Source organism: Thermaerobacter subterraneus DSM 13965 (assembly GCF_000183545.2).
GTDB classification, from domain to species: Bacteria; Bacillota; Sulfobacillia; order Thermaerobacterales; family Thermaerobacteraceae; genus Thermaerobacter; species Thermaerobacter subterraneus.
In genome coordinates this window covers 1,638,272-1,660,445 of the sequence record NZ_JH976535.1, presented here as the reverse complement: position 1 = coordinate 1,660,445, position 22,174 = coordinate 1,638,272, and the positions used below count along the sequence as shown (strand labels likewise).

General features: G+C 73.7%; 11 protein-coding genes. 10 read left to right on the top strand and 1 reads right to left on the bottom strand.

Annotated elements, in window-relative coordinates:
* Window positions 1-166: 166 nt before the first annotated feature.
* From THESUDRAFT_RS06875 to THESUDRAFT_RS06865, 3 genes are all read left to right on the top strand, one after another.
* Window positions 167-931, top strand: coding sequence for a tripartite tricarboxylate transporter TctB family protein (locus THESUDRAFT_RS06875; RefSeq protein WP_006904033.1), 765 nt, complete (start codon window positions 167-169; stop codon window positions 929-931).
* Window positions 928-2,445 carry a tripartite tricarboxylate transporter permease gene (locus THESUDRAFT_RS06870; protein ID WP_006904032.1) on the top strand — a complete coding sequence of 506 codons (1,518 nt, stop codon included), beginning with the start codon at window positions 928-930 and terminating at the stop codon, window positions 2,443-2,445. The genes THESUDRAFT_RS06875 and THESUDRAFT_RS06870 overlap by 4 nt, the downstream gene beginning before the upstream one ends.
* A 449-nt stretch (window positions 2,446-2,894) precedes the next feature.
* Entirely contained in the window at window positions 2,895-3,743 is an 849-nt protein-coding gene (locus tag THESUDRAFT_RS06865; protein WP_006904031.1) for an inositol monophosphatase family protein, read from the top strand.
* A 50-nt stretch (window positions 3,744-3,793) separates the two neighbouring features.
* Here THESUDRAFT_RS06865 and THESUDRAFT_RS06860 read toward each other — a convergent pair whose 3' ends face one another.
* Window positions 3,794-4,249, bottom strand: a complete 456-nt coding sequence (locus THESUDRAFT_RS06860) for an NUDIX hydrolase (protein WP_278199612.1) — start codon at window positions 4,247-4,249, stop codon at window positions 3,794-3,796.
* A gap of 399 nt (window positions 4,250-4,648) precedes the next feature.
* Here THESUDRAFT_RS06860 and THESUDRAFT_RS06855 point away from each other — a divergent pair, with 399 nt between their 5' ends.
* The 7 genes from THESUDRAFT_RS06855 (at window position 4,649) to THESUDRAFT_RS15010 (ending at window position 21,573) form a co-directional block, all read left to right on the top strand.
* Window positions 4,649-5,608 (top strand): hypothetical protein, encoded by a 960-nt coding sequence (locus THESUDRAFT_RS06855; protein ID WP_156821742.1) that lies wholly within the window; start codon window positions 4,649-4,651, stop codon window positions 5,606-5,608.
* A gap of 538 nt (window positions 5,609-6,146) precedes the next feature.
* Window positions 6,147-7,613: a hemolysin family protein gene (locus tag THESUDRAFT_RS06850; protein ID WP_006904027.1), complete on the top strand. Its 1,467-nt coding sequence runs from the start codon at window positions 6,147-6,149 to the stop codon at window positions 7,611-7,613.
* Window positions 7,614-7,715: 102 nt separating this feature from the next.
* Window positions 7,716-8,330 (top strand): glycerol-3-phosphate acyltransferase, encoded by a 615-nt coding sequence (locus tag THESUDRAFT_RS12290; RefSeq protein ID WP_242823266.1) that lies wholly within the window; start codon window positions 7,716-7,718, stop codon window positions 8,328-8,330.
* Window positions 8,331-8,598: 268 nt separating this feature from the next.
* Window positions 8,599-9,738, top strand: a complete 1,140-nt coding sequence (locus tag THESUDRAFT_RS06840) for a metallophosphoesterase family protein (protein WP_006904025.1) — start codon at window positions 8,599-8,601, stop codon at window positions 9,736-9,738.
* Window positions 9,735-13,460 carry an AAA family ATPase gene (locus tag THESUDRAFT_RS06835; protein ID WP_006904024.1) on the top strand — a complete coding sequence of 1,242 codons (3,726 nt, stop codon included), beginning with the start codon at window positions 9,735-9,737 and terminating at the stop codon, window positions 13,458-13,460. Before THESUDRAFT_RS06840 ends, THESUDRAFT_RS06835 begins: the two co-directional genes overlap by 4 nt.
* A complete protein-coding gene (locus tag THESUDRAFT_RS15015; RefSeq protein ID WP_006904023.1) occupies window positions 13,457-17,110 on the top strand; it encodes a PD-(D/E)XK nuclease family protein in 3,654 nt (1,217 codons plus the stop codon). The genes THESUDRAFT_RS06835 and THESUDRAFT_RS15015 overlap by 4 nt, the downstream gene beginning before the upstream one ends.
* The gene (locus THESUDRAFT_RS15010) at window positions 17,107-21,573 is read left to right on the top strand and encodes a UvrD-helicase domain-containing protein (RefSeq protein ID WP_006904022.1); all 4,467 of its coding nucleotides are present in this window, start codon (window positions 17,107-17,109) and stop codon (window positions 21,571-21,573) included. The genes THESUDRAFT_RS15015 and THESUDRAFT_RS15010 overlap by 4 nt, the downstream gene beginning before the upstream one ends.
* Window positions 21,574-22,174 lie beyond the last annotated feature (601 nt).

Here is a 22,174-nt window from a genome sequence, read left to right as displayed (position 1 = left end):
TGAGCGCGGCCGTCGCCGGCAGGGGGCAAGGTGGCCGTGCCCCTGACCCCCGGCCCCCCCGCCCCTCCGCCACCCGCCCGCGGGGCGGACCATGAGAGGCTGGGACCGGCGGGGGCCGGGGGCCGGGCGGCGGCCACGGTCCGTTGGCGGGAAGGAGGAACGGGCGATGAAGCGGGATGGGGCGGCGGGGATCGTCCTGGCCCTGCTGGGGCTGGTGGCTCTGGCCGGCGCACCTTCCCGGGAACCGGTGGCCGGTGTGATGGGGCCCGGTGTGCTGCCGTCCCTGGTGGCTCTGGGGCTGGTGCTTACCGGCCTGGGGCTGGTGCTGGTCACCGCGGTTCAAGGCCGGGCCCGTTCCCGGGCGGGAGGGGCTCGCGGCCCCGCCCAGGCGGCAGCGATGCCGGCGACCGTCACCGGTACTCCGGCCGGCTCCAGGGCCGCGGCGGGCCCCTGCCCCGGGGCACCGCAGTCTGCGGCGGCCGGGGTGAGGGTGGGTGCTACGGCCGGGGCGCCGGCGGCTGCGGCGGCCGGCGATAGGGCGGGTGTCGCAGCCCGGGTGGCGGCGGGCGGCCTGGAAGCAGCGGGAGAGGGTTCGTCCACCGTGGCGGCGGCTTCGCCCGCACCGGCTTCCCCGAAAGCGGCTTCGCCTGCACCGGCTTTGCCTGCGGCGGCTTCGCCCGCGGCGGCTGTCCGGGAGGGGAGGGTGCGGCTGCTGGTGACCCTCGGGGCCCTGGGCGCCTACACCGCGGCGCTGCCGGTGCTGGGCTTCCCCGTGGCCAGTGCGGTGCTGGTTTCTGGACTCACGTGGTATCTGGGCGAGCGGCGGCCGCTGGCGGCCCTCCTCTGGGGTGTGCTGCTGGCCGTGGCCCTGTGGGCCGGGTTCGTCCGGGGGTTGGGGGTGCCCCTGCCCATGGGGGTGCTGGGCCGTTGACATCCTTCGAATGGCTGGTCCGCGGGCTCGATCTGGCCCTGGACCCCCAGACCCTGCTCTGGGGGCTGGTGGGTTGCCTTTTGGGGACCCTGGTCGGGGTCCTGCCGGGGATCGGTCCGACTTCGGCCATCGCCATGCTGCTGCCGCTGACGGTGGTGCTGCCGCCGGGGCCCGCCCTGGTGATGATGGCGGCCATCTACTACGGCGCCATGTACGGCGGGTCGACCACGGCCATCGTGGTCAACATCCCCGGGGAGGCCTCATCGGTGCCCACGGCCCTGGACGGGTTCCAGCTGGCCCGGCAGGGCCGGGCGGGCCCGGCCCTGGGCATGGCGGCCCTGGCGTCCTTCGTGGCGGGCACCCTGAGCCTGGTGGGGCTGACCTTCTTCGCCCCGGCGCTGGCGGAGGTGGCGCTGGCCTTCGGGCCGCCCGAGTACTTCACCCTCACCGTGCTGGCGGGCGCGCTGGTGGCCAGCCTCTCGGGCGGGCACGGGCTGAAGGGCGTCGCGGCGGCCTTGCTCGGGCTGCTGGTGGCCATGGTGGGCCTGGATCCGGTGACGGGAGCGGCCCGCTGGACCTTCGGCTGGCTGCCCCTCATGGCCGGCTTCCCCTTCGTGGCGGTGATCATCGGGCTCTTCGCCGTCAGCGAGGTCCTGCTGGCGGCGGAAGAGCGGGTGACCCACCTGTACGGGACGCGGATCCGGGGCCTTTTGCCCACCCGGCAGGACCTCCGGGCGGCGACCCCGGCCATGCTCAGGTCCAGCGTGATCGGCTTTTTGCTCGGGCTTTTGCCGGGATGCAGCCCCTCGGTCACCACCTTCGTGGCCTATGATGCCGAGCGGCGGCTGAGCCGGCACCCTGAGCGGTTCGGGAAGGGCGCCATCGAGGGGGTAGCGGCGGCCGAGGCGGCCAACAACGCCACCTCCACGGGCGGGTTCGTCCCCCTGTTCTCGCTGGGGTTGCCGTCCGGGCCCGTGCCGGCGGTTCTGCTCGGCGGGCTCATGATGTACGGCCTGGATCCCGGGCCGGGGCTCTTCCAGGAGCACCCCGACCTGGTCTGGACCATCATCGCCAGCATGTACGTGGGCAACGTCATCCTGCTGGTGCTGAACCTGCCCCTCATCGGCCTGTGGGTGCGGGTGGCCCGGATCCCCTTCGCGCTGCTGGGGCCGGCCATCCTGGTGCTCTCGGCGCTGGGGGCCTACAGCCTGCGGTACTCGCTCTTCGACGTGGGGGGCGCCATGGTCTTCGGCCTGGTGGGCTACGGGCTCCGCAAGCTGGATTTCCCCATGGCGCCCCTGGTGCTGGCCAACGTGCTGGAGCCCATGCTGGAGGAGTCCTTCCGCCAGTCCCTGACCATGGCGGGCGGCTCGGCGGCCATCTTCTTCACCCGGCCGCTGGCGGCGACCTTCCTGGTGCTGGCCGCGGCGGTGCTGGCCCTGGGCATCCTGCGCCGGCCGGCGGCGCCGGCCGGCCGGGCGCAAGCAGTAGGGCAGGATGCGGTGGCCGGCTAGGGCGTCTGGAGCCTGGGGATGCAGGCCAGGGCCCCGAGTCCTGCGGCTGGCGGGCTGCGGTTTGGGCGGAAGGACGCCGTCCGCAGGCGGGGCGCCGTCCGCAGGCGGGACGCGGTCTGCAGGGACGGGGCCCGCAGGCGGGACGCAGTCCGCAAGCGGGACGCGGTTCGCAAGCGGGACGCCGGTGCCGGACCCTTCAGGGCCGGCACCGGGCGGGGTCACTTGCCTCAGCCAGGGCCCCGCGGGCCGGGGGTCGATCTCCGGCAGCCGCCCGGCGGGAACTGGGCCTTGGCCGCCACCGTGGCAGGGGGCGAGGGAGTCTGCAACAATGATAGGTGTGTCCCGCCGGGCCGGCGCCGGGCCGGCGGGCGGGGCGCCCTCCGGTCACCCGCGCCGGGCGGCGCGGGTTCTTACTGGGCGCGGGGTCCGGATGAACAGGAGGGTCCGGCATGCTGGATGCGGAGTCGTTGCGCAACGCGGTGGTCGACGTGGCCCTGCGGGGTGGGGAGATGTTGCGGCACCACTTCGGCGCCGCCCGGGGCGTGCGGGCGAAGACCTCCCGGTATGACCTGGTCACCGAGGCCGATGAGGCCATCGAGGCCGAGCTGGCCCGCTACATCCAGCGCCAGTTCCCGGGGCACGCGGTGGTGGGCGAGGAGGACATCTCCCGCCGTGTGCTCTCGGGGCAGGCGGGCTCGCGGGAAGGGGCCGTGGCCCAGGCCGCGGGGGAGCGGGAGTGGGAATGGCTGATCGACCCCATCGACGGGACCACCAACTTCATCCACGGCCTTCCCATCGTGGCCACCTCGGTGGCGGTGATGTACCGCAATGAGGTGCTGGCCGGGGCCGTGTTCAACCCCATGCAGGACGAGCTCTACGTGGCCGTGCGCCGGCATGGCGCCGCCCTCAACGGCAGGCCGTTGCGGGTGTCGGCGGAGGACGAGCTGGCCCAAAGCCTCCTGGCGACAGGCTTCCAGTACGACGCCGTGGAGGGCAAGCGGGTGAACCTGGATCTGTTCCGGGCCGTGCTGGCCGAGGCGCGGAACGTGCGGGCCATCGGTTCGGCGGCCCTGTCGCTGTGCTACGTGGGGGCCGGCCGGCTGTCGGGCTTCTGGGAGCTCCGCCTGGGGCCGTGGGACCTGGCGGCGGGGACCCTGGTGGTCCGGGAGGCGGGAGGTCGCGTGACCCGCCTCGACGGCGGCGCCTTCGACGTGTGGCAGCCCTCGGTGGTGGCCACCAACGGGCGGATTCACGACGCCCTGGTGACCCTTCTCAAGGAAGCCGGCCGCGGGCTGTGACGCCGGGCTGGCGGCGCCCGGGCCGCACCGGCCGGCGGCGAGGATCCGTTCTACCGGGCGAACCCCGCCTCCTGGGCGGCCCGCCACGCCGCCAGCACCTGGCGGGTGCCTGGGACCAGCCGGAAGCGGTCGACCTCCTCCCACGGCACCCAGGCCGCCTCCGCGGCGTCGTCGGCCGCCTGGAGGGTGCCGCCGACGGGACGCGCTGCGAAGAACAGGATGACGTAATGGAAGCGGATGCGCTGGGCCTCGTCGCGGTTGACCGCATCCTTGTAGGTCAGCAGTCCCTGCACCTCGACCTCGAGCCCCGTCTCCTCCCGCACCTCCCGGCGAAGGGCCTCTTCCACCGTCTCGCCCAGCTCCACCGCACCGCCGGGCAGCCCCCACCACCCGCGGAAGGGCTCGCCGCCCCGCCGGACCAGGACGACCCGCCGGCCGTCGCTGACCACCGCGTGGCACGAGGGCCTGGGGTGGCTGGGATACTGGAAGGTCGCCAAGCGGTCCACCTCCCGGGTCGGCTTGCCTTGCCTGGGTGTAGCATACGCCCCCAGCTCGGGAACGGCAAATCACTCAATACGGCGCGAGATTTCGCGAAATGCGGTGATTCCTGACGACAATCCGCGGACAAGCCCCAAAACAACCTCTAGTGAGTCGAAACTCTGTCACGGGTGGGGGAAGAACCGGCCCCGTGGCCCTGGCGGGCGCGGGCCGGCCGGCCGGGATCCTCCGGCCGGGCCGCCGGCACCGGCCCCGGCCTCGCCGCGATCCGGGGAGGGGGCGGCAGGTGGGGGCCGGTGCTGGGTGGTGGGTTGCGAGGGCAGCGGGGGATTCGGGCCGGGGAGGGACAGACAGGAGGTGGGTTCCAGCGGATGCGTCTCCGGCCGAAGGCGAAGGGATCCTCGATCTTGTTGACGGTGGCGCTGGTGCTGGCTGGCGCCCTTGTGGCGACGCCCCTGCTGGCTGCGCCGGGAACCGGTACAGCGGCGGGGACCCAGGGGCAGGTGGCCCCCCGCGCCCAAGTGCTGGCCGAAGCGGCCGCCGTCTTCACAAGCCAGGGCGTCGAAGCCGCAGCGGAGGGGAGCGGGGAAGCCCAGGTTACGGCGACAGGCGCCGGTTCGGGGTCACCAGCCTTTGCCGGCGGGGTGCTCCAAGGGGAGGGGCGCCTGGCCGCGACCGCCGGAGAGGGTGCTGCCGGGCAAGGTGGCCCTGGACCGGTGGCCGGGATCTGGCAGGCCGTGCGCGGCTGGTTGACCTCCCTCTGGCAGCGGGTCGAAAGGGTGCTGGCCCCGGGCTCCGGTGGGGCGGAGGGGACTGCCGGGCGGGCTGGACAGGTGCTGGGAGCGGCTGCTGGTACCGGGAGCGGGCACGTCGCCGGGCGGGCGGCCGGCAATGCGTCGGCGGCCGTGGCGGGCCAGGGGCAGGCGGCCGCCACGGCGGTGAGCGCCGGCGGCCACGGCGGGGGCCGGGCTGCCGAAGGGGGCGGTGGCTCCTCGGAGCCGGTGGACCTGCCGCCGGAGCTGGGCGGCAAGGCGAACCTGCTCCTTGAGGGGACCTTGCTGGAGAGTCCGGGGCTCGAAGCGCTGCTGGCCTCGCTGGAAGGCTTCGCCGGGGCCGGTGCAGGTGCCGAGGGCGAAGCCGACGCCGGCGGTTCGAGCCGGGCGGCCGGCCGGGCGGGGGGCAAGGTCCAGCTGCGCTTGCGGCTGGATGACGGCCGGGTGGTGACCTTGCCCGTCGACCCGCGCCACCTGGCGCTCCAAGGAGGCAACGGGCTCTTCCTGGGCATCGACCTGGCGGGCCTGCTGGGCCAGCGGGTCGAAGTGGTGGTCCAGGGCGGGTCGATAACGGAGATCCGGCCCGGATCCTGAGGCATCCTGAGGCCCTCCCCAGGGGCCGGCGGGCGGCCGGGCCGGCCCGTTCGAAGGCCGGGCCGGGGGTCGACCGGCTCTGCGGCCGGCGGTGTGGTTTGGCGGTCGGTTCAGCGGGCGGTTCCGGCGGAGCGGGCGGCCCGGCCCGTTGCGAGCCGCATCGGAAGCCACCGGGGCGGGCGGCGTCGACGCCGCCCGCCCCGCCCTTACTGGGGTACCTGCCGTCGCTGGGATCCCGCCCCGGCCTGGGGCACCTTCCGCAGCCGGGCCCCCCGGCCCGAGGCACCTTCCCGTCCTCGGGTACCTGCAGCCGGGTCCTCCGCCTGAGGAGCCCTCTTGGCCTGGACCCCGCCCCCACCTGGGCCCCTTACCTGCGACACCGGACGGCAGGATATATTCGCAGTAGAATGACCTTTCACCAGCGGGCGGTTCGCCGGGGGACCGCGGGACCCTGGTGGCCGGGGATCACCGGCCCCCTTCACGGTCCCAGGCAGGTGGGCGTCCCGACCGCCCCGCGGGAAGAAGGAGGCGGGCGCCCTTGGCGGAGATCCTGCCGGAACTGTTGTGGATCGCCGTCCTGGTGCTGGTCAACGCGTTCTTTGCCGCCAGCGAGATCGCGGTGATCGCCGCCCGGGATGCGCGCATCCACCAGCTGGCGGAGGAGGGGCACCGGGGCGCCCGGGTCGCCCAGCGCCTGATGGCCGACCCCAGCCGGTTCCTGGCCACCATCCAGGTCGGCATCACCCTGGCCGGGTTCCTGGCCAGCGCCTCGGCGGCCGTCACCCTGGCCCAGCCTGTGGCCGCCTGGCTGCGGACCCTGGGACTGGCGCCGGGGGTCGCCACTTCCGTGGCGGTCACCCTGGTCACCGTGGTGATCTCCTACGTCACCCTGGTGCTGGGCGAGCTGGCGCCCAAGCGGCTGGCGTTGCAGAACCCGGAGGGCCTGGCCCTGAGGGTGGCCCGGCCCATCGCCATGCTTGCCCGGCTGGCGGCGCCCTTCACGGCGCTGCTGGCCCGTTCGACGAACCTGGTGGTGCGGGCCCTGGGGGGCCGTGCCGACGTGCAGGAGCGGGGGCTGACGGAGGAGGAGATCCGCTTCTACGTGGCCGAGCACCAGGACCTGCGGTCGGAGGAGAAGCAGCTGATCGAAGGCGTGTTCGACTTCGGCGACCGCATCGTCCGCCAGGTTATGGTGCCCCGGCCCGAGATGCACACGCTGCCGCGGCACCTGCCCCTTTCCCAGGCGGTGGAACGGGCCCTGAGGGCGGGGTTCGAGCATTACCCGGTGACGGGGGAAGGCCCCGACGACATCGTCGGTCAGGTGAGCACCCACGACCTCCTGCGGGCCATGGTGGAAGGGGATGGCCCTGACACCGTGGAAGGCTTGCTGCAACCGGTCCGCTTCGTCCCGGAGACCAAACCGGCCCTGGATCTGCTCAAGGAAATGAAGCGGGACCGGTTTCGGCTGGCCGTGGTGGTCGACGAGTACGGCGGGGTGGCGGGACTCGTCACCCTGGACGACCTGCTGGACGAGATCGTGGGCGAGATGGCCGGCGGGTTGCCGGGCAGCCGGCAGGTGACGGCCAGCGAATGGGTGCTGGAAGGGGACACGTCCATCGAAGACGCCAATGAGCGCCTGGATCTGGACATCCCGGCCAGCCCCCACTACGAGACGGTGGCCGGGTTCCTCCTGTACAACCTGGGCCGGCTGCCCGAACCCGGGGAGGGATTCGAGCACCGGGGCTGGTACCTGTCGGTGGAACGCCGCGAAGGCCTGCGCATCGCCGCCGTGCGGGTGCGGAAGCTGGCGGGGCCCTTGCCGGCCTCCGGGGGGCCCGCGGCCGCGTCCGGAACGGGAGGTGCTGGAGAGGCCGCTCCGGTCCCAGGGAGCGGCGAGGGGGCCGGGACGGGATCCGGGGGTGCCGGTGATGGGGGGCCAGGCGCCGGCGGGCGGTCCGGCTGGCAGACCACGGGGCCGGCCGCACCGGGCCCGGCGGACCATTGAGGGCAAGGGACCTGCCACCGGAGGAGGGGTTCCCGGGCGAAGGGGTTCCCGGAGGAGCAGGCGAGGCGGCCGGTGGCGGAGGGGAAGGGGAAGGGGAGAGGTATGGGCCGGGGGTTCGCCATGGCCTGGCCGGCCGAACCGGCCGTGCCGGCGTGGATCTGGGTCGTCCCCCTGCTGGGGTATCTCCTGGGCGGGGTGCTGCCCGCGGAGTACCTGGTGCGGTGGCGCCGGGGCGCCTCGCCTCGGGAACTGGGGGACGAACCCGGCACCGCGGGCACCTGGCGCCAGGCCGGCCCGGCAGCGGGGCTGGCGGTATTCGCCTTCGATTTCGCCAAGGGGTTGCTGCCCGTGGCGCTGGTCGACCACCTGGCCGGGGAGGGATGGTGGCTGGTGGCTGCGGCGGCGGCTCCGGTGGCCGGCCACAACTGGCCGCTGCAGCGGTGCCTGCGGCCGGGGGGCCGGGGCCTGGCCAGTGCCATCGGCGCCACCGTGTACCTGGCACCCGGCGCCCTGATCCCTGCCCTGCTGGCCGGCTGCGTGGTGGCCTTGTGGCGCCGGCGGACGCCGTGGGTCGGCATCGTCGGCTTTCCCCTGGGCCTGGCGTTCATGCTGGCCGGCCGGTTGCCAGGGTGGAGGGTGCTGGCCGCGGTGGCGGCCATGGTGACCGTGGGGCTGCGCTACCTGCAATGGACCCGGCAACGGGGCCGCTGGATCTAGCCGGAGGGAGCCAGGTGCCGCTTCCTGGGAGGCGCCCAGGCTGTGGTTCCGCAACCGGCCGGCGACGGCTTGAGAAGGGCGGCAGTGGGACCGGCGGCGCCGCCTTGGTCACATCGGGGCTTGACCCACGGAACACGTGTTCTGTAATCTATATCCAGTTGGTCGATCTACGGGCCGGCGGTCACGACACCGCCGGCCGGCCTCGTGTGCGCGGGGGACCGGCCGGTGGGAACCTGAGACCTGCGTTTGCCCGCTGGGGGGACAAGCCTTGTTTCGCATCCTGCACCTGGCGGATCTCCACCTGGGATGGGAACCGCGTTTCATGGCGCCGGACCGGGCCGCCGAGCGCCGGCGCCGCCGGGATCGCCTGCTGGCCCGGGCGGTGGATTACGCCCTTGAGGCCAGCCATCAGGTGGGCCTGGTGCTCATCGCCGGGGACCTGTTCGAAACCCACCGGCCGCCGGAGTCGCTGGTTCAGGAGGTCATCGGCCAGCTGCGGCGGCTGGAGGCCGCTGGGGTCCCCGTGGTGACCGTGCCCGGCAACCACGACGAGATCACCTACCATGACTCGGTGTACCGGCGCTTTGCCGCCGCCTGGCCGGGCGTGCTGGTCCAGAACCCCCTGCCGGAGCCCGTGGCGACCCTGGCCGTAGCCGGCTTTCCCGTCCACATCTACAGTCTTGCCTACACGGGCGGGGTCACACCGGCGGGAAGTCCCTTGACGGCTTTCCCTCGGCTGGACGAACCGGGCCTCCACGTGGCCGTGTTCCACGGCACCCTGGGGCACTGGGGCGGCGACCGCAGCCTGCCCCTGGACCGGGAGGCCCTGGCCCGGGCGGGGTACGACTACGTGGCCCTCGGCCACATCCACCAGGCCCTCGAGGAACGCCTGGGACGGACCCCCGCGGTGTATGCCGGCGCTGTGGAGGGCAAGGGGTTTGACGACCCTGGGACGGGGGCCTTTACCCTGGTGGAGGTGGAGCCGGGGCGGGGAGTGGTGGCCGTCCGGCGGGAGCCGGTCCCGGTGCAGCCGGTGGAGACCCTGCGCATCGACGCCGGCACCTTCGGCAGTGCCGCCGAACTGGGTTCCTACCTGGCCAGCCTGGCCGCGCCCGACCGGATCCTGCGTCTCGAGTTGCATGGCACACCGGCCTTCGCCGTCGACGGGCCCGCGCTGCAGGCCGAACACGCCACCCGGTTCTTCCACCTGGAGATCCACGACGCCACGGAGCCCGTCAGCTGGGACGACCTGTTGCAATGGTCCCGGGAACCGACCATCACCGGGCTGTTCGTGCGGCGTTTGCTGGATCAGCTGGAGGGCGAAACCGAACCCCGGCGGCGCCGGGTGGTGGAGCGGGCCTTGCGCCTGGGGGTCCAGGCGCTGATGCGGGAGGGACAGGCACGGTGAGCCAGGTCTTTGAGCTGCCGGCCGGAGCCGGTCCGGAAGGCCACCGGCCCCTGGAGCAAGGGTCCCCTGGGGAATCCGGCCCCGGTGGGCAGGGGGGGGACCCGGCGGCGGGCCGGGCGGAGGCTGCGGAGGTGCCCGGGGCGGGCCCCGGCAACGGGCATCCGGTTCGCTGGCACCGCCTGGTGCTGCGCGGCTTCGGACCCTTCCGCGACGAGGTGGAGTTCCGCTGCCCGGAGGGCCTGTCCCACTGGGTGGCGCCCAACGAATCGGGCAAGTCGACCCTTCTGGCAGGCCTGGTGGCGGTGCTCTTCGGGCTTCCGGGCTCCAACGACCCCACCCGGTACGGCCAGGCCCGCTACCGGCACTGGGCGGGAGCCCGCCGCTTCGAGGGCGAACTGGAGTTCACGGCCGCCGATGGCCACCGGTACCGCGTCGTACGGGATTTCGAGCGCCACCGGGTCCGCCTGCTGCACCTCGACGGCGGGCGGGCGGTCGAGGTATGGACTGGCACCCACAACCCGGCGGCCAGCCGGCCGGCCGAGGGGTACGAGCAGGCCCTGCGGCGGCTTTTGGGGGTAGCGTCCCGCCACGTGCTGCTCCAGGTCTACTGCCTGGAGCAGCCGCTGCCCGCACCGGAAGGCCAGGGGCAGCGCCCCGGCCTGGCCCAGGAAGTGCAGGAGATGCTGGCCGGCGCCGGGACCCGCTCGCCGTCGGCCGCTCTGACCTGGCTGCTCGAAAGCATCAAGGGGCTGACCCGGGCCACCCGGGACCTCGGCATCACGACCCACAACCAGCGGCAGGACCGGGCCATCGAACAGCTCGACGCCCAGATCCGCCAGCTGGAGACGGCCATTCGCCGTGACCGGCTGGCGGCCGACGACCTGGAACAGGTGCGGCAGCAACTGGCGGAGCTGGAGCAGCGCCGCCAGGGGCTCCGGGACGAGCTGAACCGCTGCCGGCGACGCCAGGAGGCCTGGAGGGAGTGGCAGCGGCGGGTTGACCGCTACCGCAACCGCCTGGAGCGACGGTTGCAGATGGAACAGGCGGCTCAACAGGCCGGGCGGCTGCAGGCCGACATCGCCCTGCTGGAGCGGGAGGAGACCCGCCGCTGGCCCGGCTGGGATGCGTTGGACCGCGGCGGGGACGGGAATCCCCTCTCGGGCCTGGACCGCCTCCAGGAGACGGAAAGGCAGGTGGCGGCCCTCCGGCAGCAGCAGCAGGAGGCCAGGGCCCGCCAGCGCCAGGCGGCGGCCCGCTCGCTGCTGGCGGCCTGGCATCGCCATCACTTCCTGACCCAGGTAGGCCAGGCGGTGGTCCGCCTTGCCGGCCGGGTACCCCGCCTGGCCGAGGCCCCGGCGGCCGATCTGGAGCGACTGCGGGACCTGCCCCGCCAGGAGGCGGAGCTGCAGCGCCAGATCGCGGTGTTCGAGGCGGAGGAGCGGGCACGGCGAGAGGCGCTGGACGCACTGGAGGCCGATGAGGCGGCCGTCGCCGATGCCTACGCCGACGTGCGGGAGTGGAATGTCGGCGTAGCCGCCGCAGCGCTGGAGATGCTCCAGCTGAAGGCGGAGGAGCAGCGCCGGCAGGCTGAGGCGGAGCACCTGCAGGCGGAAGCGCGGCGGCGGCGAGGCCTGGGGATTCGGGTTGGTCTTCTGGCGGCCGGCGTGACGGGAATGCTGGCGGCGGTGGCCGGTGCAAGGAGCAACCTCCCAGGCGGGGCCGTAGCGGCCCTGGCCGTGGTGGTGGCCCTGGCCGCCGGGGCTCTCGCCTGGCGGCTGGTGGCGGGTGGCCGGCCGCCTGTCGACCCGGCCGGTGAGGAAGCTTTTCGCCGCCGTCTCGAGGATGTCAGCACCCGGCTGGGCGTCTGGGCCGGCCTGCCGCCGGAAGAGCTGGCGAGGCTGGAGCGGCGCTACCGGGAATGGGAGGCCCGACGCGAAGAGCTGGCCAGGCGCCGCGCCCAGCTGGCGATGCGCCAGCCCGGCGAGGTGAGCCGGCAGCTGGAAGAAGCTCGGGCCCGCCTGGATGCCATGCACCGGTGGGCAACCCCCTTCCTGGCAGGTCGCCCCTTGGCCGATCTACCCCGGGTGCTGGCCTGGTGGGAGGCGGTGAGCCGGCTGGGCCGCCAGGCGGAAGGCGAGGCCCGGACCCTGGCCGGCCGGTTGTGGGGCCGGGAGGGGGGGCCGGGTGGCCCGGACGGCGTTGGAACCGGGCCGGCTGGTTCAGACGGGCCGGGAGCGTGGTGGCGGCTGGCGGCCACGGTTGCCGCCCCCGGCGGCGGCGAGGCGGCGGGCCAGGTGGCGGCCGGGCTGGCCGCGCCCCTCCCGCCCGGTCGCCCGGCGGCCGCCACGGTCCAGGCGGGAAGCGGCCCGGCCGGGTCCGCGGAGGGGGCCGGGACCGGGCCCGAAGCCGGCCCTGGTACGGGAGCCGGGGCGGAGCCGGTTCCTCCCGAGAGCGCCCGGATCCTGGTGGAATGGCTCACTGGCTGGGACCCCCTGTTCTGGGAGGAGCCGGCCCTGGAGGCTGCCCGCTGGCGCCGCATCAATGAGCGGATGGCGGAATGGCTGGCCGTTCTCGAGGCCAGCTGGGATGCCGGGGAAGGGCCCGATCCTGCGGCCGTGCCAGCCTGGCCGCCCGCCGTGGTGGAGCAACTGGAGCGCCTGGAGTCCGAGGGCGAGCAGGAGGCGCTGGCGGCCGGGGGCAGGGCGGAGCGCCTGGGCCGGGACCTGGAGGCGGTCGAGGCGGAGGTCGGCCGCCTGCGCCAGCAGTGGCGCGTTCTCCTGGAGCCTGCGGGCGGGGATCCCGGGCGGGCCCGGGAGGAGTGGCTGGAGTATACGCGCCACCGGAGCCGGCGGCGGGAGAGGGAAAAGGAGCTGGAAGGGCTGCTCTCCGCCTGGGAGGTGCCCAATGAAGAGGCCCTCCGGGTGCGGGCGGCCGAGGAGCGGGATGCCGCCCTCCTCGATCTGAAGGCCATCGAGGAGCTGGCGCGGCAGGATCCCGACCTCGAACTGAAGGACCTTGACCCGGACCGGGCCAGGGAGGCCCTGGCCCGGCTGGCGGCCGAAGAAGCCAGGCTGGAGGCGGCGCTGGAAGCCGCGAACGGCACGTACCGCGACCTGGCCTCCAGGGAGCAGTCTTACCTGCGGGACGAGCCCATCAACATCGCTCAGGCGGAACTTGAGCTGGCGGAACTGCGCCGGCAGCGGGACGCCCTTCAGGACGAGCTGGATGCCCTGGTACTTGCCTATCGCCACCTGGAGGCCGCGGTGGAGGCGTATCACGGGGCCTACCGCCAGCGGCTTGAGGATGCAGCGAGCCGCTACTTCAGCCGGCTGACCGGCCGGCCGGGCCGCCGGGTGGTCCTCGACGGGGGATTCCGGGTCTCCGTCCAGGAACCCGACGGTACGCCGGTGGTGCCCGAGCAGCTCAGCCAGGGAACCCGCGACCAGCTCTACTGGTCCTTGAGGGTGGCCGTTGCCGATCTGCTCGCGGGCGACGTGAACATCCCCTTCATCCTGGACGACCCCTTCGTCCACTGGGACGACGGGCGCCTCGGTGAAGCCCGCGGGATCATGGACGCTCTCGCTGCGGACCGCCAGGTGATCCTGCTCTCCCACCGCCAGATCCTGGCCACCTGGGGCAAGGCCGTCGAGGTCCGCGGCGGGGCGCTGGGACGGGACGGCGGGGTCGACACCGCAACAGGCAGGGGAGGGTCGGGCCTGTGAGCCTGCGGCTGGTCCTGGGCCGGGCGGGGTCCGGGAAGACCCACTACTGCCTGGAAGCGGTGGCTGCAGCCGAAGGCGGGCATGTTTCCGGACCCGCCCTTGTGCTGCTGGTGCCCGAACAGGCCACCTTTCAGATGGAGCAGGCCCTGCTGGCCGCGGTGCGTCACCGGACAGGACGCGCCGGCTTCGCACGGGCGCGGGTCGCCAGCTTCCAGCGCCTGGCCTGGTGGGTTCAGCAGGAGACGGGCGGTGCCACACGCCCGGCCGTCAGCGAGCTGGGCAAGCGCTTGATCCTGCGGGCCCTTCTCTCCCGCGAGGCGCACCGCCTGCAGTTGTTTCACCGGGTAGCCGACCGTCCGGGCTTCATCGACCGCATGGTCACCACTCTGGCCGAACTGGCCGCCTTCGGTATCGACGCCGAAGCGCTGCGCCGGCAACGGGAAGCCTGGCTGGCGGAGGGCCGGGAGGGCCTGCTGGCCGTGAAGCTGCACGACCTGGCTCTCCTGTTGGAGGCGTATCAGGGCTACCTGGAGGACGAGGGCCTGGCCGATCCCGTCCATGCCTTGGACAGCGTGGCCCGGCGACTTGGCGACTGCGCCTGGTTGCGGGGGGCCCGGATTTGGGTCGACGGTTTCACAGGCTTCACACCGGGTGAGCTGCGGGTCCTGGGGGCCTTGCTGGCGGTGGCGGACCGGGTCGAGGTGACCCTTTGCCTGGACCCGGCAGAGGCAGCGTGGGCGGTCAGGGGGCAGCCGCCGGGGGGACCCGGTGCGGGCGCGACGCCGCATGGAAGCCATGACCCGGATGCGGCGACCCTGTTCCACCCCACCTGGCAGACGGCCCGCCAGCTGCTAGAACTGGCGCGCCGCCAGCGGGTGACCGTCGAGCCGGCCGTGACGTTGCCGCCGGAGGGCGCGGGCCAGAGGCTGCCCCGCTTTCGCAACCCGGCGCTGGCCCACCTGGAGCGGGAACTCTTCCGGTTCCCGGGACGCCGTTTTACCGGTGCACCGGATGGGATCACGGTGGTGGCGGCGCCGGACCGGCGGTCCGAGGTGGCAGCGGCGGCCCGGGAGATGCTGCGCCTGGCCCGGGAAGAGGGGTACCGGTTCCGGGACATGGTGGTCATCGTCCGGGACCTGGACGCTTACCACGATCTGATCAGTGCGGCTTGCGCCGAGCACGGCATACCCCTTTTCATCGATCGCCGGCGGCCGGTCGGCCATCATCCCCTGGTCGAACTGGTCCGGGCGGCGGTGGAGGTCGTGGCCGCGGACTGGCCCTACGAGGCGGTGTTCCGCTACCTCAAGACGGACCTGGTTCCCGTGGCCCGGGGTGCGGTGGACCGCCTGGAGAACTACGTCCTGGCCTTCGGGATTCGCGGTTCGCTCTGGTACCGCGGCCAGCCGTGGCGCTGGCGGCGCCGCTTCGCCCTGGACGAGGAGGAGGCGGACGATCCGGCCTGGCAGGCGGAACTCGAGGCGATCAACCGGATCCGGGAAGAGGCCACCGCGGCCCTGCGCAACTTCCACCACCGCGTCGCCGCGGCCCGGCGCCAGCCCGTGCCGGTGAAGACCCTGGCGGAGGCGGTTCACCAGCTGCTGCTGGACCTGGACGTGCCCGGCCAGATCCTGCGCTGGAGCGAGGAGGCGGAACGAGCAGGTGATCTGGAGGCCGCCCAGGAGCACCTGCAGGTCTGGAACGGGATCGGCGACCTGCTGGAGCAGGCGGCCACCAGCCTTCCCGATCTTCCCCTGACCCTGGCGGACTTTCTGCGCGTCCTGGAGGCCGGCATGGAGGGGTTACGGGTGGGCTTGATCCCTCCCGGCCTGGACCAGGTGGTGGCCGGCAGCGTGGAACGGTCGCGCCACCCCAGTGCCCGGGTCGCCTTCTTGCTGGGCGCCACCGACGACGCCTTTCCGCGGCGGATCGACGACGACGCCATCTTCACCGACGGGGAGAGGGAGGAGCTGGCCCAGGCCGGCCTGGAGCTCAATCCCCCGGGCCGCATCCGGGCCCTGCACGAGCAGTACCACGCCTACGTCGCCCTGACGCGGGCAAGGGACCGGCTCTGGGTCAGCTATCCCCTGGGTGACGAGGAGGGGCGGGCCATCACGCCGGCCTGGCTGACCCGCCGCCTGCGGGTGTTGTTCCCCGCCCTCGCGGTGACGCCGGCGGTAGTGGAGGGGCCCGAGGGTGTGGCCACGGCCTCCCAGGCCGTTGACCAGCTGGTGCGGATGCTGGGACGCCAAGCCGGTTCGCCCGCAGCCGGCGAGCCGGCCGCAGCGGGGTGGCGAATCCTCTACCAGTGGGCGGTGACCGAGCCGGAGGCCCGCCCTCGGGCTTTGCAGGCCCTCCAGTCCCTGGTCCATTCCAACCAGGTGGAACCGCTGGGCCAGGATCTGGCCCGCCAGCTCTATGCGCGGCCCCGGGGCCCGGAATGGGAGGTCCGGACCAGCGTCAGCCGCCTGGAGCGGCTGGCCGCCTGTCCCTTTCAGCACTTTGCCGCCCACGGCCTGGGGCTAAAGGAGCGGGAGATCAGCCGCCTGGACGCGCCGCAACTGGGCCGGATCTACCACGCCGCCCTGAGCCTGCTGGCGCGGCGGGTGTGGGAACGGGGTCTGGACTGGGCTGACCTGGATGAGGAGGCGCTGGAACAGCTGGTGGGAGAGGCGGTGGAAGCCCTCCGGCCCCGCCTGGCGGAAGAGCTTGCCACCAGCACCGCCTACCAGAAGCACCTGCTGGCCACCGCCCGGCGGACTCTGGTCAAGACGGCCTCGCGCCTGGCCCACCATGCGCGCCAGGGTCGCTTCCGGCCGGTGGCCGTGGAGGTGGATTTCGGGCCCGAGAGTCCCGTGCTGCCGGCCGCGCCGTGGAGGGTAGGACCCGGCGAGCACCTGGCGCTGCGGGGCCGGATCGACCGGATCGACGCGGCCTCCAGCCCGTCGGGGCGCTGGTTCCTCCGCGTCATCGATTACAAGAGCAGTTCCCGCGACCTGCCCCTGGACCGGGTCTACTACGGCCTGTCCCTGCAGCTGCCCTTGTACCTGCTGGTGGCCACCCGGGCCGGGCGGCGCCTGCTGAGCAACATGCCGGGCGTGCGCGGCCCCACCGCCGGTGCGCCGGCCTCCGACCCCGAGCCGGCGGGGCTGCTCTTCTTCCCCGTCCATGACCCGTACCTGGACGTCAAGGGCCCCCTCGACGCCGGGGAGATCGCCCGGCTCCGGGCCGTCAAGCAGTTGCGGCCCCAGGGGTGGGTGCTGGACGACGACGAGGTCTTCGATGCCCTGGGGCCCCGCGATCAGCTCGATACCCTGGTGCCGGTCCGGTTCCGCAAAGACGGGCGGCCCGAGGCCCGCTCCCGGGTGCTGGGCCCCGAGCGGCTTGACGCCCTCTTCCGGCACGTGGAGGGCCGCGTGCGGGCCATGGCCGGCGCGATGCTGGCGGGGCGGGCGGATGTGGCTCCCTACCGTCTCCGGGACGAATCGCCCTGCAGCACCTGCCGCTTCCGGGCCGTGTGCCAGTTCGACCCGAGGGTCCCCGGAAACCACTACCGGTCCATCCGGCCCCTGAGCGCCCGGGACGTCTGGGAACGCCTCGAGGGGGCCGGCGGGACGGAGAGGGACGGCCGGGAAGGAGGGGAAGGTGGATGAGTCCGGCGGCCGGTCAGGCGGCTTCCCGCCGCCGCTGGACGGATGCCCAGCTGCAAGCCATCTGCCTGCGGGGACGGAACCTGCTGGTCAGCGCGGCGGCGGGTTCCGGCAAGACGTCCGTCCTGGTCGAGCGCATCCTTCGCCGGTTGCTGGACCCCGCCAGCCCGGTGGAGATCGACCGGTTGCTGGTGGTGACCTTCACCGAGGCGGCCGCCGCGGAGATGAAGGAGCGGATCCGGAACCGGCTCGAGCAAGCCCTGGCCGAACATCCCGGCGACGCCCGGCTGAGGCGGCAACTGGCCTTGCTGGGGCGCGCCAGCATCTCCACCGTCCACTCCTTCTGCCTGCGGATCACGCGGCAGTACTTCTACCGCCTGGGGCTTGACCCCGCGACCCGGGTGGCCGGCGAGCACGAGGCCCAGCTGCTGCGCTTCGAGGTCCTGGACGAGGTGTTCGAGCGGAGGTATGCCCAGGCCGCTCCCGATTTCCTGGCGCTGGTCGAGGCGTACGGCGGCGGCCGCGGTGACGAGTCCCTGCGGAAGCTGGTCCTCGACCTGTACGATAGCGCCTATGCCCGGCCGTGGCCCGAGGCGTGGCTGGACGGGCTGGCCCGGATGTACCGGGACGGCGCCTCCGCCCTGGAGCAGAGCACCTGGTTTGCCGTGGCCCGGCAGGGGCTGGTGAGGGCCTTCCAGCGCCACGCCCGCCGCCTGGCGGGCCTGGCCGCCCAGTGCCGGCAGCCCGGCGGCCCGGCGGTGTGGGCCGAAACCCTGGAGGACGATGCCCGGCGCCTGGAGGCCCTGGCGCGGGAACTGGAGGGGGCCGGCTGGGAGGCTGCCGGCCGGCTGGTGGCCCAGGCGGCCGGGGACTGGCCGCGCTTGCCCCGCAACCCCCAGTCCCAGGATCCGATGCATGCTCGCATCCAGAAGGGACGCAACCAGGTCAAGGACCAGGTCCGGGATCTGGCCCAGGGAATGTGGAGCCGCGCTCCCGCGGAGGTGGCCGCCGACCTGGCGCGGCTGCAGTCCTACGTCCAGACCCTGGTGGACCTGTGCCGGGATTTTGCCCGGTCCCTGCAGGCCGCCAAGCGCGACCGGGGTCTCATGGACTTCGCCGACATGGAGCACTATGCCCTCCAGGTCCTGGCGGATCCGGAGGCGCCCGCCGGCATCCTCCGCCCGTCGCCCGTGGCCCGGGAGCTGCGCCGGTTCTTCCAGGAGGTCCTGGTGGACGAGTACCAGGACATCAACCCGCTGCAGGACGCCATCCTCCAGCTGGTGGCCGGTGATGGCGAGGAGGTTCCCTTCAACCTCTTCATGGTGGGGGACGTCAAGCAGAGCATTTACGCATTTCGCCAGGCCGAGCCGGCCATCTTCCTGGCCCGCTACCGGGCGTACCCGCCGGCGCCGGGGCCGGGCGATGCCGCCGGAGGCGGTGCCAGCGGAGGCGGAGCGGCCCCGGCCCGCGGTCCGGAAACGGCCGGCGGGGCGGCCGGGGTGGAACCGCCTGGCGCCGGGGACCCGGAAGCGGCCTCGGGCCGTGGCTGGCGCATCGACCTCAACGCCAATTTCCGCAGCAGGCCGGCGGTCCTGGCGGCGGTCAACGACCTCTTCCGCCGCATCATGGTGCCGGAACTGGGCGGCCTGGCCTACGACGAGGAAGCCCGGCTCAACCCCGGTGCCCCGTACCCGGACCTGCCTCCGGGGGCTTCCGGCGGGGAGGCGCCCGTTGAGGTCTACCTTCTCGAGCGGAAGCCCGAGGCCCTGGATGAGGACTGGCCGGACCGCCTCGAGGGAGGGGCCGGTTTCGACCCTGCCGGGTCCCTGCCGCCCGGCACCGCCGGCGCCAGGACCGGCGGCACCGGGACCCGCAGGGCCGACCCGGAGGAAACCCCGGCCGAGCCGCCGGCCGGGGACGAGGATGACGGCCTGAGCGTCGAGGAAGCGGCGGACCTGACGGCCCTGGAACAGGAAGCCCGGCTGGTGGCGTGGCGGATTCGGGAGCTGGTCGAAGGCACCGGCCGGCAGCCGCCGCTGCTCATCTGGGATCCCGAACAGAATGCCTATCGCCCGGTCCGGTATCGGGACGTGGTGGTCCTGTTGCGCAGTGCCCGCCTGCGGGCCTCGACTTTCGTCGAGGTGCTGGACCGGGAGGGTGTACCCGTCTATTCCCGCTCCCGCACGGGTTACCTGGTGGCTCCCGAGGTCGAAGTCATGCTGGCCCTGCTGCAGGTGCTGGACAACCCGCGGCAGGACATTGCCCTGGCGGCCGTCCTGCGCTCGCCGGTGGTGGGACTTGGCGCCCGTGATCTGGCCCGCATCCGCCTGGCTGGACCCGGCCTGTCCTTTTATGAAGCAGCTTGCCGGGTGGCCGGATGGGATCCCGAAGCTGAGGCTCCGGTGGGCGCGGCGGGGCAGGACCTGGAGGGCCTCTCCCCGTCGCAGGACGCCGGCAGTGCAGCCCACGGCCGCAGTGCCGCTGGGGTCGACGCCGGTGCAAGCACCACGGTCCGGGAGGCCGGCGGGGATGGGGAAGCGGCTCAGGACCCGCTGGCCGCCCGCCTGCGGCGGTTCCTGGCCGACCTTTCCCGGTGGCGATCGGCTGCCCGGCGGTACCCGCTCTCCCGGGTCATCCAGCAGCTGTACGACGAGACGGGCATCCTGGCCTACGTGTCGGGCCTGCCCGCAGGGGAGCAGCGGCGGGCCAACCTGGAGGCGCTGCGGGATCGGGCTCGCCAGTTCGACCAGTTCGCGCGGCAGGGCCTCTTCCGCTTCCTGCGGTTCATCGACCGGCTGCGGGAACGGGGGGACGACCTGGGTACCGCACCGGCCCTGGGCGAAAACGACGACGTGGTCCGCGTCATGACCATCCACCAGAGCAAGGGGCTGGAGTTCCCCGTGGTGGTCGTGGCGGACCTGGGGGTCGAGTTCCAGTTCGACCGCGGCCACGCCCTGATCCACCGGGACCTGGGGCTCGGCCTGAAAGTGGCCGACCCGGACCTGCGCATCCGCTACCCCAGCCTGGCCTATGAGGCGGTGCGGACCCAGCAGCGGCTGGACACCCTGGCGGAAGAACTCCGCATCCTCTATGTCGCCCTGACCCGGGCCCGGGAACGGCTCATCCTGGTGGGGTCCGCCCGGGACCTGCCCGCGTCGGCCGCACGGTGGTGGGCCGCTGCGGGCGGCGCACTGGCCGGTGGCGACCGGCCCCTGCCGGCGGAGGCGGTCGAAGGGGCTACCCGCTACCTGGACTGGCTGGGTCCGGCCCTGATCCCGCACCCCGATGCCGCGCCCCTGCGACAGCTGGCCATGGCCCCCAGCCCGCTGGAGCCGGCTGCGGGCAGCGAGGGGCTGGCCAGGGAGGGGTGGACCTCGCGCTGGCGCTGGACCGTCTGGCTGCGTCCGCCGGCGACGCCGGGTGCGGCGGCGGGACCCTCGGCGGTTCCCGGCCCCCAGGACCCGGAGTCGATTCACGCGGAGAGACCGGCGGACGGGCAACGGGACGAACCGGTGGCGCCGGCGCCACCGGGCACCGGGCAGGGGACCGGTGGCACCCCGGCCCCCAGCTGGCTGGAACCGCTGGTCCGCGGGCAGCCCCTGCCCGCCGGCGCCGTCGACGGCCCAGCGGTCGAGGCCCTGCGCCGGCGGTTGCGCTGGCGGTATCCATACGCGCCTCTGGCCAACCGGTTTGCCAAGCGCTCGGTCAGCGAGCTGAAGGGGCAGGACGATCCGGAGTGGCAGGCATATGCGCTCCCTGCCGACCTGCGGCGGGGCCTGCGCCAGCCCCGCCTCCATTGGAATGGAACGCCCCCGGGGGCGGAGCCCGCCCGGCCGGACGAACCGGCGACGGCTGCCGCGGTGACGGGGGCCGCCCGGGGCACCGCCACCCACCGGGTCCTGCAGCACCTCGACCTGGCCGGCCCGATGGACCGGCGGTCCATCGAACGGCAAATCGAGAGCCTGGTCGCCCGCCGGCTGCTGGCGCCGGCGGAAGCCGCTGCCGTCGACGTCGCAGCCCTGGCGCGGTTCTTTGCCGGCCCGCTGGGCCGGCGCCTTCTGCACCGTCCGGACCGGGTCTACCGCGAGTGGATGTTCACCCTGGGCGTGCCGGCGGTGGAGATGTACCCGGATCTGGTGCCGGCCCTGGAGGCGGCCGCGCAGGAGACCGGTGTGCAGGAGGCGGGTGCAGAGAAGGCCGGCAGGATGCCCGCAAGGTCGGTCCCTGCGGGCGATCTGGTGGTGGTCCAGGGCATCGTGGACTGCTTTGTCGACGAGGAGGACGGCCTGCTCCTGCTGGACTTCAAGACCGACGAGCCACGGCAACGGTCCATCGAACAGCTGGCGGCCTTTTATGCCGGTCAGGTGCGCTTCTACCGGCGGGCGCTGGCGGAGATCACAGGCCGTCCCGTCAAGGAGGCTTACCTTTGTTTCCTGGCCACGGGGGATGCCGTGCCCGTCGGGTGAACCGCCTCCGGCGGGGACGGTTTGCGGCGGCCTCGGAGGGCGGCTGCGGCGTCGATGCCGGCCGGCCCGGGCGGCAGGGACCGGCCGTCCGGGAGCCATACTAGGCCGGGGGTGAAACCATGCCCGCAGCGCCTCAGGACCGGGAGTTGCCGCCGGCCGCACCGGCCCGTCCGGACCGTCGCCGGAACCATCCGCCAGCCCGCCCCGAGGCAAGGCGGCAGGGGGAGGGGGTCCAGGGGATCGAGCAAGGGGAAGGCGGTCCCGTGGTCCCTGTGGACGGCGGCGTCCCGGGACCGCAATCGGCCGCTGCCGCTCGGTTGTGGGGAGCAACCTACGGGCCGGCGCCGGGCGGCGGCACGGACGATGAAGCGACCCGCCAGTCCACGGAAGCCCTCCGCCGCGCCCACCGGGTCGCCCGGGGACCCGGCAACCCGCGCCGGGAAGGACAAGATCGCCGGCCGGGTCCGTAAGCTTGGGGATCCCGGGACGGACGGGGCCGCCGGAGGTGCCGGCGGCGGGCCTCGCCTGCCGGCAGCTCCACCGGGGACGCGCCCCGGGAGGGTCCCACGCACACAGACGGAACCGAAAACGGAAGCGCATG

Coding starts and splice junctions, on each gene's coding strand:
- THESUDRAFT_RS06875 (WP_006904033.1), top strand. CDS start 167: ATGAAGCGGGATGGGGCGGCGGGGATCGTCCTGGCCCTGCTGGGGCTG.
- THESUDRAFT_RS06865 (WP_006904031.1), top strand. CDS start 2,895: ATGCTGGATGCGGAGTCGTTGCGCAACGCGGTGGTCGACGTGGCCCTG.
- THESUDRAFT_RS12290 (WP_242823266.1), top strand. CDS start 7,716: ATGGGCCGGGGGTTCGCCATGGCCTGGCCGGCCGAACCGGCCGTGCCG.
- THESUDRAFT_RS15010 (WP_006904022.1), top strand. CDS start 17,107: ATGAGTCCGGCGGCCGGTCAGGCGGCTTCCCGCCGCCGCTGGACGGAT.